The following is a 23,933-nucleotide window of genomic DNA, read 5'->3' on the forward strand; positions in this document are numbered from 1 at the left end:
TTTTTTATACTGTCCGTAAAATGGGGCACAGTTCAGAATAAGAGGGCTGCGTTTCGTTTATTTTTTTGCTTTATTGATGTTAAAGGATTTTTTCGATTCATTTCCTGCAAGATCGGTCACCTTAAATTCAATCTTGTTGTTGCCAGTCTTAAGCGGCAGTTCCAAATCCTCTATCTTTTTCTTATAGGAACGCATTTTGTATGGTTCCTTGAATTCATGATAGAATATTTCACTTCCGTTCAGGTAAAGGCGGATTTCATCGAAATTATCTTCTACCGTCACGTCCACTTTTGGATTTTTGCCTTTGAATCCCACAGTTTCCGGTACGCCTTTAACTTTTAAACCCGGCTTTGTTGCATCGACCATTATCGTCCTTTTAAAGGAAACCGTGTTATCCCATTTATCGGTTGCTTTAACGGTGAAGCTTTGGACACCATCTTCGAATTTCTTTTCATATGAGAATTCATATTTTTTATTCGTTTTGTTATACGTTGCAGGTACCGTTTTATTGTCGATTTTAAATTCCTTTATTTCCGACGCTTCTTCAATTTCTCCTGTTATTTTGATTTTATTTTTATTGTTCACGCTCAAGGCTTCAGGACTCTTGATCTTTACAGCTGGTGCATGATTATCGATTGGAGCCGAATCACCCGCCAATTCGGTTTCAGCCGTTTTCTCATTACCTGCATAGTCGATTGCCACAACCTGAACCTTTTCCCCTTTTACATCAGGTAGGGTGAATTGTTTAGCATTCGCCGGGAGCGGCTCTTCCATGATGGATGCTCCATCGACTTGTACATCGTAATAAGCAAGCCCTGAACCATTCAAATTATCCTTACCTTGGATGGTTAAAACATTGCCTTTTTTCGAAATCTTGACCGTCGGCTTTACCGTATCGATTTTGATTGGCATTTTAACCGTCTGCCATTTTGCACCCTCGTAATCTATCATCGCTTTGATTTCAAAATAATAGACCCCATCCTTAGCGAGTGCATTATTGATTTTACCGTCCCATTTACGGGCCGGATCCAGCGTGTATGCGGTCCCTAGTCCGCCATCATAATAGTCCTTGCGTACATTATTCTCTGTGCGAAGTTTCCGGACTGATTTGTTTTCACCATTCAATATATTGTATTCTACCTTTTTCGCATTCCTTAAGAATGATAGGACAGGCACGAAGTCATCCTGTGCACCATCGCCATTTGGGGAAATCGCGATATTTTTGCCATTGAATGTTTTCCCCGCAGGGTCATAGCCAAGATACGTGAAATCTTCACCTGCTGTTGATACTCCCCCTGCCATGCCATAGAAAGATTCTTTGTCATATTTGGTGCCATCCAGGATTGGGGCTTTGTCCCATTCCCCTTTAAATCCTACATACGGTACATTCAGTTCCGGATTCGAATCGGCTGGATCCTTCAATGAGATGAACCCTTCAACAAAATAGCCGTTTGGAAACACCTTGTCAATATCTACAAGAGTTTGAAGGTCATCACCAAGTACCTTTGCGTCGGATATGTCCACTTTCACTTCGAATGTAATCGATTTTTTTGCAGGAACGGTAATCTTATTTGTATTTTTATTATTGATTTTAATCGTAGCGTTCTTAATTTCCTGTGCTTCCAGCACGTTAGCGGAATAGCCCAGTTGTCCCTGGATTGCATAGTCTGTTTGGATATTTCCTTTTACATCATACTTGACTGCTTTGTTGCTGAAGTTTTCAACCTTTAAAGTAAAGGCGAACTTATTGCCGACCTCCTTCATGGCAACCTTCGCTTCTTTCGTGAATGCCTCGGTCACGACAGCAGGTGTTGACAATGCGGATTGCAGCTGCATGACCCCGGCTCCCTGCCTGCGAGGCGAGTAAGGATTTTTCCAGTCAAGTGCCTTATTGACGACCCCCTGATCCGTTAATGGTTTTGATGTATTCATCATCAGGTTCTTCGCTAAATTAGCCCGGGCCGAGCCTTCTAATTTAAAGTCTTTATCCACTCTTTCCAGAACCAGTGCCGAGCCGCCGGAAACATGCGGCGCCGCCATCGAAGTACCACTCATCATTCCATATTCATCATTGTTCAGCGTTGAATAAATTTGTCCGCCCGGAGCGGTGATTTCCGGTTTGAAATCCAAGTTCGGTGCGACTCCCCATGAACTGAATGAGCTCATTTTCCCTGCTTCTGGATTTACAGCTTTTGTTTTATCACCATTAAAGGTAATCATCACCTTTTCGCCATCCGCTAAGGCCGCTTTCAGCTTTGCACCATCCGATTTCAACATGAACAGCTGGGGAATGGTGATGCTTGGATCTGTAGCCATGGAAATATATCCGTCAGCATTATTGTAAATTATGACTCCTGTCGCTCCTGCTGCCTGGGCATTTTGCGCCTTTTCTATAAAAGAAAGCGTGCCGCGCTCGATGAGGGCGAACTTGCCTTTAACATCCACTTTGGAAATCTCCTCTGGCGTCCCAAGACCAGCAGCCACCAATTCATGTGATTTATCCTTCAAGGCATTGGGATGCACGCTTGAAGCCGACATGAATGGAGCTTTTCCGGCTTGACCGTTTATTTCATAAGTCGCTGCATCCAAATCCATATAATTATTCTCTACCGATGCCACTTGTACAGAATCGTAAGCAAGTCCAGGTGAACCTGAAACGCCAATGTCCGGGTTCGAGGCTGATGGGTTGGCAAATCCATTTCCAAAGTGTGCCGAGTTTCCTGCTGAAATCGACATGAGGATCCCATTATCAACAGCTCTGGATACCGCCTGCTGCTCCGGATCGTCTGCCGATACAAAGCCTGCAGTGGAGCCAAGGCTCATATTCAGCACATCCGCCCCAAGAATGATGGCATCGTCAATCGCCTTAATATATATATCGCCCCATGTTGTCTGCATGTCGGGATCATTTCCGAAGACCTTTAATGCAAGCAGCTGGGCTTCAGGAGCAACTCCTTTAATGCCGCCATTCTCTTCATCTCCATTGGCTCCGGCCGTACCTGCCACATGCATTCCATGCATGGAAGCCTCTTCACCAAGGTCAAGGATTTCTTCATTTTCATCCATGTAATTGTATCCATAAGGAACCTTGGCCGTATAATAATTGCCTAATAGATGGCTGGATTCCTTCATCGCGCTGATTTCACTTTCAGTCAGTTCAGCCTTATTCTCGTCGTTCAGGACCATATCACGGTGAGATGGGTCGATTCCAGTATCAATAATCCCGACGACCATCCCTTCCCCTTTATATCCATATTCCCGCCATGCTTCCTGGGCTTGGACAAGCTCTTTGCTATATAGCATGTCGGGTTTTTCTGCAGGACGTTCATATTCGTTCGCTATATGTACTTCAGCAACTTCAGGCATGGCTTCCACCTTTTTGATCTCACCATACTGAAGTTCACCGCTGAATCCATTGACGACTGTCGTAAAACTTTCAAGTTCCTTGAAAGCTATTTTTTTCTCTTTCACCTTTTTTTTCAATTTCTTCTGAGTAGCTAGCTTTTCAGACTTTAATTGTTGTTTCTTATTTTTTGATAATTGTTTAAAAAGCTTTCCTTCTTTCGAAGCGGTTTCTATTGCCGGGGCTTCCTTCATCTCTACGATGACCCTGACCTTCTCATTGCTTTTGTATTTCTTCCCCATGTCATTTTTCTTCAGCTTTATAATGCTTTCCTGATTCTTCTTACCTGCACCGCCCGAGCCTGTCGGGGGATCTGGGAGCTTGGCTGCGGAAACGCTTGCAGTAAATACTAATAGAAAGATTGCTAGAATGGACAAGCTACGTTTGATCAATGAACTTTCCTCCTCTGAAATAAGAAATTTTTGGAATATTCTTACTGAGTATAAAAGTATCACAACTTTTGGGGTGATTTTAAGGGGTAATAGTCACTATTTTCCTATTTAGAACTAGGATTTTTTTATTATTTTTCATATTTTGCTAGATTTACAAGATAAACGGCAAAAAGATGGTGATGTTAAACTAACATCACCCTCTTACTTCTAGTTTTTCATTCTTGGATCCAAGGCATCACGCAGCCCATCCCCCATTAGGTTAAAGCCGAGTACCGTAAGCATGATCGCAAGTCCAGGGAAGAGAACCGTCCATGGCGCTTGAATGATGAACGCCCTGGAATCGGCGAGCATTTTCCCCCACTCTGGTGCTGGCGGCTGTGCACCGAGACCGAGAAAGCCGAGTGCTGCGCACTCAATGATGGCTGTTGCAATCGCCAAGGTACCTTGAACGATAATCGGTGCAAGGCTATTCGGAAGGACGTGGTGAAGGAGAATGCGGCCATCCCCCATTCCAATTGCCTTTGCAGCCGTTACATATTCCTCTTCTTTCACCGTTAAGACCCGTGACCGTAAAAGCCGGCCGAATATCGGGACATTGACGATGGCGATGGCAATAAGTGCGTTGCGAAGGGAGGGCCCCAAAACGGCAACGACAGCAATGGCAAGCAAGATACTAGGAAAGGCCAGAATAATATCAAAGATCCTCGATATGATCGTATCTATCCACCTGCCGTAATAACCGGCAATGATTCCCAAAAAAGACCCAACCACAACAGATCCGGCAACAGATAAGAAGCCGACCCCTATTGAAATGCGCGAGCCATAAATGACCCTGCTCAAAATATCCCGGCCAAATTCATCCGTCCCGAACCAATGCTCCGCAGACGGGGCCAAATGTTTATCACTTAGCTTTTGCCCCTCAAATGAATAAGGTGCTATAACGGGCGCGAAGATGGCGATTAAGATGAAAAATGAAACAATCCCCAGACCCACGATGGCTACCTTGTTTTTCCTAAAGCTTTTCCAGCCTTCCTTCCAGGGAGAGATGACTTTTTCCTCTGCCTCTTTTGGAGGAAGGATTGGCGGAGTATTCGTTGCTATTTCAGGCATGAGTTTCCCTCCCTATTTATACTTAATCCTAGGATCGATCGCTGCGTACAACAAGTCCACAACTAGATTAATCATGACAAACAAAAAGGCGATGACGAGAATTCCGGACTGTATCACCGGATAATCCCGAGATAGGATTGCATCATAAATATATGTACCGATACCTGGCCATCCAAAAATGTTTTCCGTTAAAATGGCGCCGCCTAAAAGTAATCCTGTCTGCAGACCGATAACCGTCACCACTGGGATCAAGGCATTCTTAAAGGAATGCTTGTAAACAACCCAAAACATTTTCATTCCTTTAGCACGAGCCGTACGAATGAAATCCGATCTCATGACTTCCAACATGGACGAACGTGTCATCCTTGCAATAATCGCCATCGGAATGGTAGCAAGCGCTATCCCCGGCAAAATGAGATGCTTGATCACCTCGAAAAACTGATCAACCCTGCCAGCCATGAGTGTATCTATCAAATACAGGCCGGTTATGGCCTCAACAGGATCCCTGATATTGTCCCGCCCTGTCGTCGGAAGTAAATCCCATTGAATTGAAATGATGTATTGCTCCATTAATCCCAGCCAGAAAATAGGCATGGACAAACCAATCAACGCAATCACCATGGCGACATAATCAAACCATGAGTTTTGAAACCAAGCTGATACTATCCCTGCATTCACGCCTATGACCACGGCGATGATCATCGCGATCAAGGCCAGTTCTATCGTGGCCATCAAGTATGGTCCAATTTCTTCCGAAACCGGACTATTCGTTTTTAACGAAACACCCAGGTCCCCCTTTAACAGGCCTGATAAGTAATCCCAAAATTGAATGAACCAAGGTTTATCCAGGCCAAGTTCCTTTGTCATCGCAGCGACTGCCTCTTCCGTTGCTTGCTGCCCTAAAATCACCTGTGCTGGATTACCAGGAATCGCCCGAATCATCATGAATACAATAAATGCCATTCCGAGAAGTACTGGAATGAGAGATCCTAAACGTCGTACGGTATAGGAAAACATAACAATCACCCTCCTTTAGCATAAGGGTCCTTTGAGCGCCCTCAATTCTTTTGAAATGCATTCCATAACAAAACCGGGAAGCATGCAAGACTACATACTACCCGGTTCTTACGGTTAATTTTCTAAAGAAACGTTAATAAGGGATTGCGAACCAGTTGGATGTGGAACAAACCCTTTGACTGTCTTGGATCCGGCTAGCTGCGGTAATGAGTGGACAAGTGGAACCCATGGTGCTTCATCATGGATGATTTCCTGGGCTTTTCCATATAACTCATTACGCTTGGCTTCATCTGCCGTGGACTGGGCTTCGATCAGCAGTTCATGGACTTCATCATTTGCATAACGGGAATAATTATTTGAGCCGATATTATCTTTATCCAATAAGGCATAAAGGAAGTTATCTGCATCTCCATTATCGCCTGTCCAGCCTAGCATGAAGGATTGAGCCTCACCAGCCTGCACTTTCTCTAAATATGCAGCCCATTCGTATGAAACGATATTTGCCTCGATACCAACCTGCTTTAAGCTTGCTTGAATGGCCTCGGCCACTTTTTGACCATCTGGCATATACGGGCGTGGTACTGGCATTGCCCATAGATCCATTTTAAATCCTTTTTCATATCCGGCCTTTTTCAGAAGTTCTTTCGCTTTTTCGACATCGTAATCATAGTCTTCAATGTTGTCATTGTATCCAGAAACGGATGGTGGCATTGGATTCTTGGCAGGCTCCGCCGTGCCTTCGAAAAAGTTATCAATGATTTCTTTTTTGTTAATTAGGTGAGAGATAGCTTGGCGTACTTCCTTATTGTCGAATGGTGCTTTTTCAACATTGAATGCAAAGTAGCCGACATTCATGGAAGGACGTTCGAATAACTGCAGTTTGTCATCTCCTGTAACTTTGCTGATATCGCTTGGGTTCAAACCGTCCATTAGGTCGATTTCACCTTTGATTACAGCATTTAAACGTGCAGAGTTATCTTTAATGACCTTAAACGTGACTCCATCAAGTTTAGGCAGTCCATCTTGCCAATAGTCATCGTTTTTCACCACTTCAATCGTATCGCCAGGTTTCCATGATTTGAACTTGAAAGGACCTGTACCAGATGGATTTTTAGTGAAGTCGTCACCCTCTTTTTCAATTCCATCAGGACTGGCTATAGCAAATGTAGGCATGGCAAGGTTTTTCAGGAACGGCGCCTGCGGACGGTTCAAAGTGAATTCCACCGTGCTGGCATCTTTCGCTTTTACTTCTTTGATAACATGACCTTCATCGCCTTCAAATCCTCCGAACATGGAGGCATAGTACGCAAATTTCCCTTCATCCTTACTTTTTGCCCATCGTTGAAAGTTTTTTACGACCGCATCTGCATTGAAATCCGTACCATCATGGAACTTGATTCCGGTTTCCAATTTGAATGTGTATGTTTTCGCGTCATCGGACACTTCCCATGACTTTGCAAGACCCGGTTTGATTTCCGTATCATCTTCCCCATATTTCACAAGCGTTTCAAAAATCTGCTGAGTGACGATGAATGATTCCCCATCGGTTACGATAGCTGGGTCAAGACCGACAGCATCTCCGCCTTTACCGTATATCAATACGCCGCCCTTCGCTTCACTCGATCCCCCTTTACCATCATCTTTCTCTTTTGATGTAGACGAGGAGCATCCCGCAAGCGCCAGCGAAAGAGCCAGGATACCAGTCAGCAACAATGCCAATGTTTTCTTCATATTCTTCCCCCTTATTATTTGCGAATTTATGTATACGTCGTGTCAATTGTATAGATGACAAGCAACGTAGTGACCAGGTTTATGTTCAGTCAGGATTGGCTTGTCCGTATTGCATTCTGCCATCGCCTTCGGACATCTCGTATGGAATGGACAGCCGCTGGGCGGGTTTGATGGGCTTGGAACATCTCCCTGCAGGATTACCCTATCCCCCTTATATTCCACATCCGGAATGGGCACGGCCGATAATAAAGCCTGTGTATATGGGTGAAGCGGATTTTCATAAAGCCCTTCACTTTCCGTCAATTCAACAATATGTCCAAGATACATGACACCGACACGGTCGGAGATATGCCTTACCACTCCAAGATCATGAGCAATGAACAAGTAGGTCAAATCAAAATCTTCCTGCAAATCCTGCAACAGATTCAAGACCTGGGCCTGAATCGACACATCCAGTGCAGATACCGGCTCATCTGCAATGATCAGTTTGGGATTGACTGCAAGTGCCCTCGCGATGCCAATACGCTGCCTCTGGCCCCCGCTGAATTGATGCGGATACCTTTTAGCGTGGTAACTGCTTAGACCAACGACCTTAAGAAGTTCCTGTACACGGGCCTTTCGCGCCTTTTTATCTTTAACCCCGTGGACGATGAGCGGTTCTTCCAAAATTTTCTCAATAGTATGCCTGGGATTGAGGGAGGCGAATGGGTCCTGGAAAACCATCTGCATCTCACGGCGCATCTTTCTCATTTCACTGGAAGATAAAGCTGTCAGGTCCTTTCCTTCGAAATAAACATTGCCCTCGCTCGGCTCAAGCAATCGAAGCAATAATCTTCCCGTCGTGGATTTTCCGCAACCGCTTTCACCGACAAGCCCCAAGGTTTCCCCTTTATAAATGGAAAAAGACAAACCATCAACTGCCTTGACCTCTCCAATGGTCTTTCCCAGAACCCCTCCTTTTATCGGAAAATGCTTCTTTAGATTTTCTACCTTAACCAATGTTTGATTCATGCAAGGAAGCTCCTTTCCCATCTTCATAAAGCCAGCAGCGAACATGCTGACCCTCATCGAATTCCTGTAGAGACGGGGTCTCATTTATACATTGCTCCATGGCATGGGAGCAGCGGGGGGCAAACTGGCACCCGAGGTTGCTTGTCCCAGGTTTTGGCACATTACCCGGTATCGAGTAAAGGCGCTCTTTCTTTATTCGCATATCGGGAATCGACTGAAGTAAACCGACCGTATAAGGATGCTTAGGGTTTTGGAAAATCGTTTGCACATTTCCTTCCTCTATCACCTTGCCGGCATACATGACAATGACACGTTCACACATTTGCGCCACTACCCCAAGATCATGGGTAATCATCATGATTGCCGTGTCTGTTTCTTTATTTAAATTCTTCATTAATTCCAGGATTTGTGCCTGGATCGTCACATCCAAAGCCGTTGTCGGTTCATCGGCTATAAGGAGTTTAGGCTCACAAATCATGGCCATTGCTATCATGACCCTTTGTCTCATTCCGCCAGAAAGCTGATGCGGATACTCTTTGAGCAATTCCTCGGCACGGCCAAGCCCAACCAACTTCAACATTTCCACCGCTCTTTTTCGTGCCTGCCTTTTATTCCATTTTTTATGTATCCGAAGCGTCTCGACCAACTGCTCGCCAATAGTGAACACGGGATTCAAGCTTGTCATCGGTTCCTGAAATATCATCGCTATATCATTTCCGCGAATTTTTCTCATTTTCGCTTCAGAGGCATTTGCGATGTTTTCTCCTTTAAAAAGGATTTCCCCCTCCACCTTACCAGCCGGTGAAGAAACAAGACCCATGATGGACAGAGAAGTTACGCTTTTTCCGCATCCCGATTCTCCTACAATCCCTAAAACCTCACCAGGATTGACATGAAAATCGATTGAATTCACGACAGGGATCACCCCATCGTCCGTACGAAAACTGGTTCGAAGCCCATTAACCTTAATAATTGGTTCGTCCATCAAATCACTTCCTATATATAACTTATTTTCCATTATATTATTGGGTTTATTATTGCATCAAAATTAAAATATTACAATATATTTTCTAAAAATTCTAATTTAACAGAATTATTTTTTATTTTTTTCTATTTACACACATTTTGGCACAAAAAAAAGACTGCTTATTTGCAGTCTTTTCAAGGGGGAAATCATATAACTCAATTTTTTTGAGGGTAAATCGGGGTTTACTGCGGAGAAAAAGCTATATTAGCTTTGGGGATTGAATGGATGAAGAAAAATTCTATATGCTACTGCCGAGTTTCATAAAAAATCCCTGTAATTCTTTGCATTGGTTATTCATTATGGTCATATAAATACTTTTTTGTGTATCGAATTTAAATCTTACATTTTCTTAGAAACACAATTCTTTGTTAAGCAAGCTAGCATGCCCAACCTTCACGTAACACTATAAACCAATATGTTCAAAATCCTTGGGCTTTCCATCATTTTGTTTAGTTCCGATGAATTGAACCCTCTCGGAGACCACTTCAGTTACATATACATATTTACCCTCCTGATTTTCGTATCTCCTTGTTTGTATTCTGCCAGTTATGCCGATTATGGCTCCTTTTTTACAATATTGAGCAGTATTTTCAGCCGACTTTTTCCATATGATACACTGTACAAAGTCTGCCTCATAGTTACCGACAGTATTACGGAAGTTCCGGTTGACTGCTAATGTGATATTGGAAACAGCCTTGCCATCAGGTGTGTATCTTAATTCTGGATCCTTCGTAAGCCTGCCGACGAGGGTAACTTGGTTAATCATTGTTTCACTCCTTCCTCTTTAATTATTTTAATCATACGCTTTCTTCCACCGATTAAAAAATGGAGGAAATGATTTTATTACACCATTTTTCTTCATAAAAAGTCGTTTGGATTGGTGCAAAAACATTTTTTAGTGATTAAAATCAGGTAAAAAACGAATAGTTAACAAAATTAAATATTTTGCAAATTTTTATTCCATCCTTCATAATTTAGACAAATGTTGGGTTTTCATTTCTCTAAGAGACTTTTTTTTAGTATGATATAATTACCTTTAAAAGGATTAATCGATATGTACCCTTTAAAAATTACGTATAAGAGAGGTAATCGCCGCTCTTTCTTGCAAGAAACGGAGGAATTAGATGAAATCATTCAAATTGATCTCGTTGCAAATTGTTACTGAAAATTTAAACTTGATTGATATTGCATTAACAGATGGATTGATCATAAATAAAGAAAACGATGCTAGATCATGGTTACTGGAAGCCTTTGTAGAAGAAAAACATTTCAAAGAGCTTGAACCCTCACTTCCCGATATAGACGGAGAGGTGTATATCCAGGCAGTCATTACCAAAAAGGACAATGAACCGGCTTTGTTTCAAACTGTTTTACGTACAATAAGAAAAGTGGGCACTCATTATAGCCTTTTATTTGTTGGTCACATCCAAAAAACACGGAGCAAATATGCAGAACTCCTTCTTGAAGATTTGGTCCAAAAAGGTCTCGTCGGCGATGAACTTATAAAAGAGTTCAAGCAAAAAATCCGCTCAAAGCCTAAATTAGCAACTAATAAATAAAACCCTTCCCTTAATTTCCATCCCCAAATCGAATGCACATAAAAAAGACTGACTTAGACGGATAAGGATATTAATCCTTTTTTGCCTAAGCAGTCTTTCTCATTCTGTGCTAATTACTTATTTTTGTCGTCATTTTTATCATCGTCTTTAATCAAGTCATCTGCATCATCATCGACGTTATTATCGTCGTTATCAAGGATGTCATCATCGTTGTCGTTGTCGTTATCAAGCACGCCATCATCGTTATCGTTGTTATCATCTGTACCGTTGTTATCATTTACACCATTGTCATTGTTATCATCTTCTATGATGTTGTTATCATCTTCTGGTGCGGGATTTTTATCATTATCATCATTATTTCCACATCCAGCAAGGAACATAATAGATAATAAAGATCCCCCAAGTAGTGCAAAAATTTTCTTCATCATTTTTGGCAACCTCCCTTCTTTCTTTATCATTAGGTATTTTGCCCGAATATGAAAATAACTTGCGTCCTATTTTAAATTTAAAAAGAAAATCTGCTATTTGGAATTAAACATTAAAAAATGCCGGACATAAAAATGTCCGGCATTCAAAGGGAGAATAGAAAGATCTAAAAACCGCTCTTGCTTTAAAAAAGCAATGCAGTGCTTTTTATATACACCGCTTCACGATTCCTTAAACCTCTTTTTGAAATATATAGTTAAGGAAAAAGAATCTTATTTGTCACCAAAAGCAAACATGATATCGGCTTCACATGCTGTTTCCCCATCAACCGTTGCAACTGCTTTCCCTTTACCCATTGAACCTCTCATACGCACTATTTCCACTTCCAGACGCAGCTGATCACCTGGTTTAACTTGCTTTTTAAAGCGGCAATTATCAATCCCAGCGAAAAATGCAAGCCGGCCTTTATATTCTTCTTGTTTCAAGACGGCTACAGCGCCAACCTGCGCTAAGGCCTCTACAATTAAAACTCCAGGCATAACTGGATAATCGGGGAAATGGCCATTAAAGAATTCTTCATTTGCCGAGACATTCTTCAATCCAACCGCTCTTTTCCCTTCATCAATTTCTATGATCCGGTCGACTAATAAGAATGGGTAACGATGCGGAATAATTTCCTTTATTTGTGTGATATCTAGCATACTTGTTCCTCCTATGACTTAAATATTTCAAACATAACGTAAACTCGCCCCTGTCATCTAGACAGAGGCGTAGTTGCCATGAAATATAAATCCGTTAACGACAGCAACTACTTCAAAAAAACATGGAACTACGCGCCCTTGTTCACTATATCAAAAATATGGGTCCATGTGGATTTTTGGAAAACATCCATTGCATGTCCTCCGCCAATCACACTATATCCTAATAGTGCCCCGGATAATACAGCAATGAAAATCAATCCGATAACAATGAGTAAACGAAGCCAAATTGGCAAAAGACGGACCTTGATCCTACGATTCGGTTTCGCCTCAACTTCCTTTATCTCTTCTTCAATTTGTTGTCTCATTACACGATTTTGTTCCATATAGAATGTGAAAGCTCCTTTTAAGAAAACTCGCCGACTGATTTCCCCGATACGCCAGAAATTCAGCAGCTATGCAAAATGGTCGGCACGAATGATTTCTCTTGTTATGAATTCATTATAACCGATTTGCTCTAATTCCGCAGGGAGACATTTTATTTACCAGGTACCTTAACGGATTCCATTGACTAATCCGCTCATTTGATCTGCCATCGTTACCGCCCGGGATTGAAATTGGTAAGACCGCTGAACATTGATTAGATCCGTCATTTCTTTGGAAAGATCGACATTCGGGGACTCCAGAGTACCTTGACGGACTGCTGCCTGGTTGCGGGAATCCCCTGTTAATGCAGTCATGATATCGTCTTCCGTAACACCCAAGGCATTGAAGTTTTTGGGCAGGCCAAGTAAATTCCCGCCTAGCCGGTCAAGAAATTGCGGTTTCTTGACCGAGACTATTCCGAGCCCAAAACTCTTCTCGCCATATTCTTCCGTATCCACTATCAATAAGCCATTTTCCGAAATCTTAATGCCTTTAATATTTCCCTCTATGAGGATCGGTTCACCATTTTCATCAAGTACTTTATGTCCAGCAGAGGTAACAAGCATCATTTGATCGTTAGCATTAGGGGATAAATAAAAGGCACCATTCCTTGTAAGCCTTGTATTGACCCCATTATCGTCCTGAACGCTTACGGTGAAGAATTGGTCATCCCGGGTGAATGCTGCATCAAGGTTGCGGTCCGTCGTCTTTAAGGCACCCTGTGAAAGCACCAATTTAGATTGGCTTAACATAGCACCTGTTCCCTGCCGGATGCCAGGTGCGGTCAACCTTCCCTTTTCCTTGGTCTCACTCGGTTGATTATTGAAACTCTGTGTCAATAAGTCATTGAAACTCGTTTGGGTCTTTTTGAAGGCTGTCGTGTCCACATTCGCGATATTATTACTTATTTGATCGATTTTACTTTGAAGTTGGTTCAGCGTATTCGTCGCCGTCATCATCGTCCGGTTCATGGTTTTTCCCCTTACAGTTCAAATTTCCGAATTTCACCTACTGCTCAATTAAAGCCTGCCAACTTCATTGACCGCTTTATCCAAACTTTTATCATAGGCTTGAAGCACCTTCTGACTCGCTTCAAAAGAGCGGTATGCCGACATCATTTCTGTCATCGTTCTCGATTGGTCAACATTGGAGCCTTCAAGAAAGCCCTGCTTAGTAGAAAAACCGACATCCGCAGCCGCGTATGCGCTAGGTAAATCCCCATCATTCACAGCCTTATATAGACCTTCGCCATCTTTCATGAGCTGTAATGACGGATCATCCGAATAACAGATCCCCAAACGTGCGGTTTGAACATTTCCTTCTAAAATAACACCGTTTTCCGCTACTGTGAATCGATCGCTATCAAGCTGGATCTTTTCATTATTTTCGTTCAATACATAATGACCGGACGGCGTAGTCAGATAACCTTGCCCATCCAGGGTGAAACTGCCGTTACGCGTATAACGGATAGCACCATCGCCATCCTGGACAGTAAAAAACACCGAGCCTTGCCGACCCGTTTCCTCATTGATCGGTAGGTTTTCATCAACAAGGGAAATATCCGTATCAAGCTGGGTTTCCTCCAATGTTCCCTGGGTAAATAAAGGATTCGCCTCCTGTACGTAAACACCCGTACTTAGCCCCCCAACCTGGGAAAAGCTGGACATGCCCAATTTTCTCTCCGTGGGAACCGTTTCACCACCCATGCTGCTTATGAGCATTTCCGGAAAAGACCTTACACTCAATTGATCCGCTTTATACCCTGTTGTATTCGAATTGGACATATTGTTTGTGAGTAATTCCGTGCGCCTTTGCTGTGCAAGCATCCCGGAAGCAGCCGTATAAAAACCTCTTAACATCTTCTTCACTCCCCAATCTACATAACTTATCCGTTCAATATCTCATATCTATCTTATCGGTCATGAACATCAGTATCTTAAGGAAAAGGAGAAGCATTAGGCAGAAGAATTTGTCATATCGTAGGCTAGGTCAAATTTAAAGGAATGGTGTTAAATTCTCGACTAAAAGAAGAGGGCCTATTGCTCATCAGTACTGGAACTGCACGCACTTTCACTATGCCTCACGTTTGTCTGAACCTTAGACCCCTATCTTATGATGCGGATTTCCACCCGCTTTTTAGTTGAATTTGTGCCGTGGCAATTTATCCATATTATCAAGCATGATACCTGTTCCGATTGCTACACAATCCATTGGCCGCTCGGCAACGAGTACCGGGACCTTAAGTTCTTCAGCAAGAAGTAAATCAATCCCGTGAAGCAAGGCTCCCCCGCCTGTTAAAATGACGCCGCGGTCGATGATATCAGCAGAAAGCTCTGGCGGCGTCCGCTCAAGTACGCTTTTTGCAGCTTGTACAATGATGGAAACCTGCTCGCGAAGTGCCTCCTCAATTTCTTCAGAATTGACCGAAATGGTTCTAGGCAATCCTGATACCATATCACGCCCACGGATATCGATGACTTCATTACGAGATCCAGGGAAGACGGTTGCAACCTGGATTTTAATGTTCTCCGCTGTACGTTCACCAATCAGGAGCTTATACTTCCGCTTGATATAATGTAATATTTCATTATCGAATTTGTCACCGGCCATTTTAATGGATGAAGATGTAACGATATCCCCCATTGAAAGAACGGCAATATCCGTTGTACCCCCGCCAATGTCTACGACCATATTGCCGCTTGGTTGAAAAATATCCATACCGGCACCGATTGCGGCCACTTTCGGCTCTTCTTCAAGGTATACTTTCTTCCCGCCGCTTTTTTCGGCAGCTTCTTTAATCGCCTTTTGTTCGACACTTGTTATGTTGGTCGGGCAGCAAATTAAAATTCTAGGCTTTGAAAGAAAGCCTTTCACATTCAATGTATTGATAAAATGCTTAAGCATCGATTCTGTTACATCGAAATCTGCAATGACACCGTCTTTTAAAGGACGGATTGCGATGATGTTTCCTGGAGTACGGCCTACCATTTTTCGAGCTTCTTCCCCGACGGCAAGAACACGGTTCGTATTCTTATCAATCGCGACTACCGAAGGCTCATTTAACACAATTCCTTTACCTTTGACATGTATAAGAACATTGGCTGTTCCAAGATCTATCCCAATATCTCTAGCAAACATTTCTTAAATCCTCCTTGAATATCCTCACATATAACCTACTTCTGTCCTAATTGTTTATTTTACCATATTGCATTGACACAAGTAAGTATGAATTATAAATAAACACTAATACAGACTATTATTTCCTATTTTTACAATATGTAAAAAAAATCAATGCCTTATGTACTACCTTACCGTATTTTCCCATTAAAAAAATCCGGCATGGAACCGCATCAAGGTTAAGAAAAAGCTGACACTCACTTTCATGTCCCCTTATTCATTCCCCGATAGCCCGATTCACTTCCAATTGCCGGAATGATTCAAGTATCATTTAACGATTTCTTCTTCTCTTTCAGAACGTTTGTATTTTAATTTTGTCGCTTCTCCACCTCTAAGGTGACGAATGGATTTATGATAATCCAATATATCCTTCACTTCGTTAGCCAAATCAGGATTAATTTCTGGCAGCCTCTCAGTTAAGTCTTTATGCACTGTGCTTTTAGAGACTCCGAACTCTTTTGCAATGACGCGGACTGTTTTTCTAGTTTCCACGATATACTTTCCTATCTTGATAGTTCTTTCTTTGATGTAATCGTGCACACCACTCGACCTCCCCAAATTGGATGTGAGAAGTGTGAAATGAGATTCGTATTTTTCGAATCGAATACCGCTGCCCTATAAACAATGAAAGATAGAATTATTCACCTATTAGATAATTTGTAATAAACGATTCCTCACCTCAAACACTCTCTTTGCATGGTTTATAACATCTTATTAGCTTGGTTAAGAATATATGCCTAATGGGACAGGAGGTTTGGATTTATTTCTGATTTTTCATCTGTTTATTTTCATTAAACGTAAATTATTTCCCGAGAAATTTGTCAGAAATTCGAAGGTTTCAGCATATTGGCCAATATTTCCCCGAAAGAAAAAAAGAAGCCGTTCAAAGTGAACGGCCTCCTTTTACCAAATTTTCAGTTGTTGTCATTCGTAACGCTCTAGGTTTTTGTTTTGATTTTATTAAAAATCTTAATCTTAATTAGATTGATTTAACGAATCTTTTAAGGAATCGCTTTCTTCAGTTGTATCTTCACCAGGGACAGAGCCTTCCTCATCAGTGCCACTCTCTAAATCAGTGCTCTCGTCAGTTTCGTCAACTGCAGGCGTTTCTTCTTTGTCAGCTTCTGATCCTTCGACTGCAGGTGTTTCTTTGTCAGCTTCTGATCCTTCGACTGCAGGTGTTTCTTCTTTATCAGCTTCAGACCCTTCGACTGCAGGTGTTTCTTTGTCAGCTTCTGATCCTTCGACTGCAGGTGTTTCTTCTTTATCAGCTTCAGTTGCAGATTGAATCGCAGAAGCTTGTTTATCTACAAAATCAAGTGGGTTTAACGCAATGTTATCTTTTCTGATTTCGAAGTGGACATGTACGCCAGCCTCTTCATTGATTTGGCTTTTTCCGGCTGTAGCAATTGATTGTCCTTGTTTCACTTTGTCACCGACTGCAACCTTAATGTCTTTAACAGATTGATAACGAGTAACAACACCATCTTCATGCTCTACTTCAACTAAATTTCCAAGTAACGCATCGTCTTGAACTTTCGTTACATTTCCACTTAAGGAAGCTTTTACATCGAAAGACTTTCCATCTTCCATTGCAATGTCTATACCTTTGTTTTGCTCATATCTATTGTTGTAGAAAACCAATGCTTCTTCTTGTGCCTTTTCATCCGCATTCACATCATAAAACTGTTTCTTGATAACCGATTTGTCTGCATCGGCCACAGGCATCTTGATTGTCTCAAGATTGCTATTAACCTCTACAGAAGGCTCACCATAGTTTTTTCCTGTTTCAGCCGATTCCTCTTTGCCATCTTTAGCTGAATCATTAAAACTATTTTGTAATAAGAAGGCCGCGGCTAAGATTATGGCTGCACTTGCGATATAGATTGCTGATAATGCCCAACGTTGTTTTAGTATACGTCGGATTGTGGAAGTTGGTTTCTTTTCTTCCTCTCTCATATTAATCACCTCAGCAATCATTCTGAACATTTTGTTAAAATTATATACATTCAGGAAAAAATTTTTTTAGATTTATTTTGTGGAAATGAAACCGATTTTATTCGTAGAATGGTAAAATGTTTGGTATCTTACTGTTGAAGGATGTTTAAATCATGAAAAAAGCTTTTAAACTTGTGTTAACGTTATTGCCTTTTCTATATATGATTGCCATTTGGATAATGTCGAGCAACCCCGATGATATGATTCTTGATCTTCCCTCATCGTCATTTGACCGATTTATCAAAGAGGCACTTCATTTGGTCGAATTTGCCCTTTTGTATATATTATTTGTTTCGGCACTTGCTGCACACCAAAAACTGAGACCTGGTTTAAGCCTGTTGGCTGCCCTTGTAGCTTGCCTTTATGGAGTGATCGATGAATACCATCAATCTTTCGTCCCGTACCGCTCCTCCAGCATAATAGATGTCATTAAAGATATCATTGGGGTAGCTGCAGTTTATTTTCATGTCCAATATCATTATTTCAAGCGTAAACGGGGCTTTTTGACCTTTATAGAAAAATTAAACGAAAAGAAATGAGAGATGGGAATTCCCATCTCTCATTTTTTTGCCGTCATCGTATTCAGCCACTTACTTGAAGACTGAACTTTGACGCCTTTATAATAATACTTCACGATGTCTTCATAGGTTTTCCCTTCCCTGGCCATGCCATTAGCACCGTATTGGCTCATTCCAACTCCGTGTCCAGATCCTTTTGTCGTAATCACAATCCGGTTGCCTTGACGCTCCCAGTCAAAATCGGAAGATGTCAGCCCGAGCTTCTCACGAATCTGTTTTCCTGTCATTTTCTTTCCTCCGATATCCACTACACCTACGCGATTACCTGATGTTCTTTCAATGACAGTTCCTATGGATGTTCCCGAAGAAAGACTTACACCCAATTTTCTCTCAAAATCTGCAGTAGCGACTACTACTTTATTATAAAACTTTGGTGATTCTTCTTTATCCCATGGACTGGATACACTTTTTAAATAGGGGAATTCAGCTTGCCAATAGTCCTCTGAATTCTCCGTATAGCCATTGCTTGTCGAAAAAAAAGTGGCAGTAATCGGTTTTCCTTCATAGGTTAAGATTTGACCCGCCGTTTCTTTTATGGCCTTGTTAATTTTTTGCATTTTCCATTTATAATCAGAGCCCCACTGTTTTTTCAGCTCATCATTATTCTTATAAACTTGGTGCATGACCGTATCGCTTACATCGGCACCATCGGGCAAGCCTAATCGACTTTCGCTTATGAGCTGATTGACAATATAGGTTCTCGCCGTCAACGCTTGTGCTTTCAGCGCTTCTTCTTCAAAATCTGCTGGCATTTCAGCTGCAACCACACCACTCAAGTACGATTCAATCGGCAGTTTTTCAATCCTTTTTGCTGATGTGCGGTAAACGGCAACTTCTACGGAACTCATTTCATTTGCCGCTACCTCTTTGCCCTCACTCTTCCCTTTCTTTTCCAACTGCTCGGTTAACTGCCCACTTGTCTTATCATTTGAAAATGGAAGCACAAGCACTGCTGGAATCATGATAATTACGAATGCTACTGCTATGAATAGTACGACCATCGGTTTGATTGCTTTCAAATTCCTGAGCCTCCCTACACTTGTTCTCTGCCGTATTATCGTATCCAGCAGGTATCTTTACATAACAAATGTATGTCGAAGGACAAGCATTTATGAATAGAAAAGCGACAACTATTTAACTGTCGGCCAAGAATACGGAACATGATAAAAAAAACCATTCACGGTTCGGAGACTCGAACGTGAATGGTTTTATAAGCTACTTATGCGTTTAAATCTGCAATTTTTTTTGTTTCAGCAGGCACGTCTTCGTTAATACGTTCCACATCAGCACCTAGAGATGCCAATTTACCATGGAAATTCACGTATCCTCTGTCAAGATGCTTTAATTCTGTAACACGTGTAATGCCATCTGCAACCAATCCAGTCAGGATGAGCGCTGCAGCGGCACGTAAATCTGTTGCAGCTACTTCAGCACCTTGAATGTTAGTTGGACCATTAACGATAACGGAACGGCCTTCTATTTTAATATTGGCATTCATGCGACGGAATTCTTCAACATGCATGAAACGGTTTTCGAAAACGGTCTCCGTAATCATACTTGTTCCTTCAGCACGCAGTAATAATGCCATCATTTGCGATTGCATATCAGTCGGGAAACCAGGATGCGGCATTGTTTTGATGTCAATGGCCTTCAAGGTTTTTGGACCGATAACGCGTAATCCATCTTCTTCTTCAAGAATTTTAACGCCCATTTCCTCCATTTTAGCAATAAGGGAAGTAAGGTGTTCAGGTACAGCTCCTTGAACAAGAACATTGCCGCCAGTAAGAGCGGCCGCTGTCATGAATGTACCAGCTTCGATACGGTCAGGTATAATCGTATGTTCAGTGCCATATAATTTATCGACACCTTCGATTCTCATCGTACCAGTACCGGCACCTCTGACTTTGGCACCCATTTTATTAAGGAGATTCGCAAGATCTACAATTTCAGGCTCTTTGGCCACATTTTCAAGAATCGTAATACCTTCAGCAAGCGTAGCAGCCATCATGATGTTTTCGGTGGCACCAACACTTGGGAAGTCAAGATACACTCTTGCACCCTTAAGTCTGCCTTCTACCTCGGCATCAATGAAACCATTGCCGACCTTCACTTTTGCTCCCATCGCTTCAAAGCCCTTTAAATGCTGGTCGATAGGACGTGATCCGATGGCACAGCCACCAGGAAGAGCAACGCGGGCCCGGCCATTCCTTGCTAGTAATGAGCCCATCACTAAAACGGAAGCTCTCATTTTACGTACATATTCAAATGGTGCTTCTTCTAATAACTCTCTTGATGCATCTACAGTTACTTGATTGTCATGAAAGGCAACATCTGCATTTAAGTTGCGCAATACTTCATTGATTGTATATACATCGGAGAGCGTAGGAACATCTTTAATGATACTTTTCCCATCACTTGCTAATAATGTTGCAGCGATAACTGGCAAAACGGCGTTTTTAGCACCTTCTACTTTAACTGTCCCGCTAAGCCTTTTTCCGCCGCGGACGATGATTTTTTCCAAAAGTATTCCCCTCCGCGTCCATTTTCTCTATATTAATATTCAAACGTTATGATTGGTGTGCCAACTACAAAGTTCGTTCGGTCACCCAATCCTTCTGTCCGTAGCCCAAACTGCAAATTTAATTTTTCTTTTGTCAAAGGTTGTTTAAACAAAGTTGAATGTGCAGATATAGATGTAAAGTTTGTTTCGTGCACACTCTCAATTTCCCTTGCTTGGAACATATCTAACAGGTCTTCAGTTTTAGGGTTTAAAACCGAATCCATATTATCATTGATAGACCCTTTAATACAAGAAAAAATTGTAGGAGTTCCTATAAATAGGTCATTCACCCTGTTTTGGAACGTAGCGGTAAAAAAGGCATTATTGGCTTTCTTCCACTTTTTCCCCTTCACTTCGTAAATAACATAGGTAACTTTATCAAATTTCTCTTCCGTTGTCATTACTTTGATAGACTCGGTTAGACCTGAATCGACATTGTAAGTTAATGCCTCAGCTTTCCAGCCGGAAGCATCATCTTTCCGATGCCATTGAAATTGAGGGTATTTTCGTTTTAAAGCTGTAACTTCGCTTTCAAACTCTTGTTTAGTTGTAATCTCTTTATTTATTTCTCTAGTGAGTACAGACCAATCCCCTATGTCTAAATCTTTATCTTCCTGTAACAGTCCCACCATTTTAACTATATCTGGTTTACTTTCTGCCACAATCGTACTATTCCCAATTAAAATCACCGTCAAACCGAGAAATACTATGTATGTTAACATTTTTTTATTTAAAAAATACATGTTAAATCCCTCCCCTTTTACACATTCTTTCCATAAGGAGAGAGATCATACTTCGAGTTTTCCGACAATTGGTGACACCTTCCCCTTAAACTTGCAGGAAGCAATAGCGAATACAAGAGTAGAATCATATTTTGCTATAAGAATATTCTTACAGCTTATCAGTCATTACTAAACATATACGGAAGTTGGTTTGCAAATCCCAGGTAGTCGAGGAAGAAATTACTTACAACTGAACCGATGGCAACCGTTAATAAAATATATAATACCCTGGCCTTGATGACCGAATTGGATCTTAACATTTTATCAAAATGTAATGCCTGTAAAGCCCACCAGGTAACTGCGATGAAAAACAAGTGTGCAATTATTCCTGTCAAAGCCTGCTGTCCCATTGCTGAAAACATGTACATACCTCCTAAAAGACACCCGAGTTCTATTCTAACACAAAACCCCTTCATATTTGGAATTAAAAAGGAAGAATTGCAAAATATCTTTTTAAAACTGTAAATAGAGGCTTGATCCAATGGAACAAGCCTCTGATACAGGCATTATATCATTTACTCGAAATAAAGTCTGTAAAATCACCAAATTGATCATGAATAAAATCAAAGGCAATATTTGGCGCCACCCCGAAAAGTATGGTGCCTATTACGCATATGATCAATACGATGTGAAGACTCGGACGAATTTTAATGACCTTCTCTGAATGAATCGGTCGGAAAAAGACCTGCACCAATAATCCGAAATAATACACATAGGACACAATGGTACCTGCAATCATGATTCCCGCAAGGACGAAATGTCCAGGCTCCGTTATGAATGTCCCAAGAAAAATATTGAGTTTGCCAATGAAACCTGTCGTCCCGGGAATTCCAGCAAGCGACAGGATGAATACGGTGAATGCCATGGCAAGATACGGGGATTTCCTCCCCATTCCTGCAAGGATGCTGATATCTTCGGACCCACTTTGACTGGAGAGCAGCTGAATGACTGCAAATACACCGATATTCATTAATACATAAGCCATTAGGTAAAACCAGACAGTATCAAGCAGGAAATATCCCCCGCCCAATGTTGCCACCGCCACAAGCAGGTAACCCGCATGAGCGATGCTTGAATAGGCAAACATTCGTTTTAAATTTTGCTGCCTTAACGCAACCACATTTCCAATGATGATCGTCAGCCCCGCCAATGAAGCTATATAAATATTATTTTTATCCAAAAAATCTAGCGCCCCGAACGTATCACCGGAAGCCGTTAGGAACAACGAAAGAAAAAGGCGCAGGATGATGACGAAACCCGCCATTTTCGAAATTACACTCAAGAAGGCTGCGACCGGTGTCGGTGCCCCTTCATAGACATCCGGCGCCCACATATGAAACGGTGCGGCAGCTATCTTGAAGGATACACCGACAAATACCATGAAGAAAGCGAGCCCCATGATGTATTGCAGCTGCCCGTCCGTCATCGCAGCCATCGTCCTGCTCATTTCGCCTAGATTGACGGAACCGGTCACTCCATATAAATAGCTCATCCCGAATAAGGTGATTGCTGTGGAAATGCCTCCGTTTATCACATACTTCATGGACGCTTCGTTGGACTTCCGATCATGCTTGCGCATTCCGACTAATATATAAGATGAAAGTGAAAGAAGTTCCAGTCCAACGAACAGCGTGATCAAATCACCGCTTGAGGACATGACCATCGCTCCAAGCAAAGCGGTCAGGAACAGATAATAAAATTCCCCCCGGTGCTCCCGCAGCCCCTCTTGCGGTTCATATCCTTCAGCCAGAAGGATGATCAGGGCAGCTCCGAATAATAGTAGCAGCTTAAAAGCTTTTGCAAATGAATCTAAACGGAACGTATCGGATAAGATACTGACTGTCTCAAAGGACAGCAGGCTAATCAGTGACAAACATGCCAAAATGATTCCGGTTAGCGCGAGCCATGCCAGTTTTCTCCGATTAAAGTGCTTCGGCCAGAATAAATCCAGTATCGAAAGAATCATGGTCGTTCCAAGAATGATGAATTCCGGCATCATCGCTCCCCAATCATAAGAAAGCATCGTGTTCCAATCCAT

At 41.9% G+C, this 23,933-nt stretch carries 22 protein-coding genes; 2 read left to right on the plus strand and 20 right to left on the minus strand.

Going from position 1 to position 23,933, the window contains the following annotated elements; genetic code table 11:
- Nucleotides 1-57 precede the first annotated feature (57 nt).
- From AC0VX1_RS25650 to ssb, 7 genes are all read right to left on the minus strand, one after another.
- A complete protein-coding gene (locus tag AC0VX1_RS25650; protein WP_440439337.1) occupies nucleotides 58-3,795 on the minus strand; it encodes a S8 family serine peptidase in 3,738 nt (1,245 codons plus the stop codon).
- 207 nt (nucleotides 3,796-4,002) lie between these two features.
- Nucleotides 4,003-4,905 (minus strand): ABC transporter permease, encoded by a 903-nt coding sequence (locus tag AC0VX1_RS25655; RefSeq protein WP_057278168.1) that lies wholly within the window; start codon nucleotides 4,903-4,905, stop codon nucleotides 4,003-4,005.
- A 12-nt stretch (nucleotides 4,906-4,917) separates the two neighbouring features.
- The gene (locus AC0VX1_RS25660; protein ID WP_034316217.1) at nucleotides 4,918-5,922 is read right to left on the minus strand and encodes an ABC transporter permease; all 1,005 of its coding nucleotides are present in this window, start codon (nucleotides 5,920-5,922) and stop codon (nucleotides 4,918-4,920) included.
- Nucleotides 5,923-6,036: 114 nt separating this feature from the next.
- A complete protein-coding gene (locus AC0VX1_RS25665) occupies nucleotides 6,037-7,653 on the minus strand; it encodes an ABC transporter substrate-binding protein (RefSeq protein ID WP_475469529.1) in 1,617 nt (538 codons plus the stop codon).
- Nucleotides 7,654-7,695: 42 nt separating this feature from the next.
- Nucleotides 7,696-8,664, minus strand: a complete 969-nt coding sequence (locus AC0VX1_RS25670; protein ID WP_057278171.1) for an ABC transporter ATP-binding protein — start codon at nucleotides 8,662-8,664, stop codon at nucleotides 7,696-7,698.
- On the minus strand, nucleotides 8,645-9,649 hold the full coding sequence (locus AC0VX1_RS25675) for an ABC transporter ATP-binding protein (protein WP_475469530.1): 1,005 nt from the start codon (nucleotides 9,647-9,649) through the stop codon (nucleotides 8,645-8,647). Before AC0VX1_RS25675 ends, AC0VX1_RS25670 begins: the two co-directional genes overlap by 20 nt.
- A 445-nt stretch (nucleotides 9,650-10,094) precedes the next feature.
- A complete protein-coding gene (ssb, locus tag AC0VX1_RS25680; protein ID WP_053536875.1) occupies nucleotides 10,095-10,457 on the minus strand; it encodes a single-stranded DNA-binding protein in 363 nt (120 codons plus the stop codon).
- A 358-nt stretch (nucleotides 10,458-10,815) separates the two neighbouring features.
- Between ssb and AC0VX1_RS25685 the strand changes: the two genes are divergently transcribed.
- Complete coding sequence (locus tag AC0VX1_RS25685) at nucleotides 10,816-11,250, plus strand: YwpF family protein (RefSeq protein WP_413021575.1); 435 nt, start codon at nucleotides 10,816-10,818, stop codon at nucleotides 11,248-11,250.
- Nucleotides 11,251-11,363: 113 nt separating this feature from the next.
- On the opposite strand, the gene AC0VX1_RS25690 is transcribed toward AC0VX1_RS25685, so the two are convergent.
- The 8 genes from AC0VX1_RS25690 to AC0VX1_RS25725 all read right to left on the minus strand — a co-directional run bounded on the left by AC0VX1_RS25690 (nucleotide 11,364) and on the right by AC0VX1_RS25725 (nucleotide 17,936).
- Nucleotides 11,364-11,678 (minus strand): hypothetical protein, encoded by a 315-nt coding sequence (locus tag AC0VX1_RS25690; RefSeq protein ID WP_413021577.1) that lies wholly within the window; start codon nucleotides 11,676-11,678, stop codon nucleotides 11,364-11,366.
- 270 nt (nucleotides 11,679-11,948) lie between these two features.
- Entirely contained in the window at nucleotides 11,949-12,377 is a 429-nt protein-coding gene (fabZ, locus tag AC0VX1_RS25695) for a 3-hydroxyacyl-ACP dehydratase FabZ (RefSeq protein ID WP_034315755.1), read from the minus strand.
- A 128-nt stretch (nucleotides 12,378-12,505) separates the two neighbouring features.
- Entirely contained in the window at nucleotides 12,506-12,760 is a 255-nt protein-coding gene (locus AC0VX1_RS25700; RefSeq protein ID WP_053087418.1) for a DNA-directed RNA polymerase subunit beta, read from the minus strand.
- 168 nt (nucleotides 12,761-12,928) lie between these two features.
- Nucleotides 12,929-13,771, minus strand: coding sequence for a flagellar hook-basal body protein (locus tag AC0VX1_RS25705; protein ID WP_475469531.1), 843 nt, complete (start codon nucleotides 13,769-13,771; stop codon nucleotides 12,929-12,931).
- 48 nt (nucleotides 13,772-13,819) lie between these two features.
- Nucleotides 13,820-14,659: a flagellar hook-basal body protein gene (locus AC0VX1_RS25710; RefSeq protein ID WP_475469532.1), complete on the minus strand. Its 840-nt coding sequence runs from the start codon at nucleotides 14,657-14,659 to the stop codon at nucleotides 13,820-13,822.
- A 277-nt stretch (nucleotides 14,660-14,936) separates the two neighbouring features.
- Entirely contained in the window at nucleotides 14,937-15,938 is a 1,002-nt protein-coding gene (mreB, locus tag AC0VX1_RS25715) for a rod shape-determining protein (RefSeq protein ID WP_057278176.1), read from the minus strand.
- A gap of 306 nt (nucleotides 15,939-16,244) precedes the next feature.
- Nucleotides 16,245-16,517, minus strand: coding sequence for a sporulation transcriptional regulator SpoIIID (gene spoIIID, locus AC0VX1_RS25720; RefSeq protein ID WP_034315767.1), 273 nt, complete (start codon nucleotides 16,515-16,517; stop codon nucleotides 16,245-16,247).
- Between the two features lie 435 nt (nucleotides 16,518-16,952).
- Nucleotides 16,953-17,936 carry a peptidoglycan DD-metalloendopeptidase family protein gene (locus tag AC0VX1_RS25725; RefSeq protein WP_475469533.1) on the minus strand — a complete coding sequence of 328 codons (984 nt, stop codon included), beginning with the start codon at nucleotides 17,934-17,936 and terminating at the stop codon, nucleotides 16,953-16,955.
- 152 nt (nucleotides 17,937-18,088) lie between these two features.
- Between AC0VX1_RS25725 and AC0VX1_RS25730 the strand changes: the two genes are divergently transcribed.
- On the plus strand, nucleotides 18,089-18,514 hold the full coding sequence (locus AC0VX1_RS25730) for a VanZ family protein (protein WP_057278178.1): 426 nt from the start codon (nucleotides 18,089-18,091) through the stop codon (nucleotides 18,512-18,514).
- Between the two features lie 20 nt (nucleotides 18,515-18,534).
- Here AC0VX1_RS25730 and spoIID read toward each other — a convergent pair whose 3' ends face one another.
- The 5 genes from spoIID to nuoN form a co-directional block, all read right to left on the minus strand.
- Nucleotides 18,535-19,572: a stage II sporulation protein D gene (gene spoIID, locus AC0VX1_RS25735; RefSeq protein ID WP_223255874.1), complete on the minus strand. Its 1,038-nt coding sequence runs from the start codon at nucleotides 19,570-19,572 to the stop codon at nucleotides 18,535-18,537.
- A gap of 200 nt (nucleotides 19,573-19,772) precedes the next feature.
- The gene (gene murA / locus AC0VX1_RS25740) at nucleotides 19,773-21,074 is read right to left on the minus strand and encodes a UDP-N-acetylglucosamine 1-carboxyvinyltransferase (protein ID WP_034315774.1); all 1,302 of its coding nucleotides are present in this window, start codon (nucleotides 21,072-21,074) and stop codon (nucleotides 19,773-19,775) included.
- Nucleotides 21,075-21,106: 32 nt separating this feature from the next.
- Nucleotides 21,107-21,856: a YwmB family TATA-box binding protein gene (locus AC0VX1_RS25745; RefSeq protein WP_413021587.1), complete on the minus strand. Its 750-nt coding sequence runs from the start codon at nucleotides 21,854-21,856 to the stop codon at nucleotides 21,107-21,109.
- Nucleotides 21,857-22,014: 158 nt separating this feature from the next.
- Entirely contained in the window at nucleotides 22,015-22,257 is a 243-nt protein-coding gene (locus tag AC0VX1_RS25750) for a DUF1146 family protein (RefSeq protein WP_034315776.1), read from the minus strand.
- A 149-nt stretch (nucleotides 22,258-22,406) separates the two neighbouring features.
- Entirely contained in the window at nucleotides 22,407-23,933 is a 1,527-nt protein-coding gene (gene nuoN, locus AC0VX1_RS25755; protein WP_475469534.1) for an NADH-quinone oxidoreductase subunit NuoN, read from the minus strand.

The organism is Peribacillus sp. QJM3NY_7 (genome assembly GCF_056173225.1).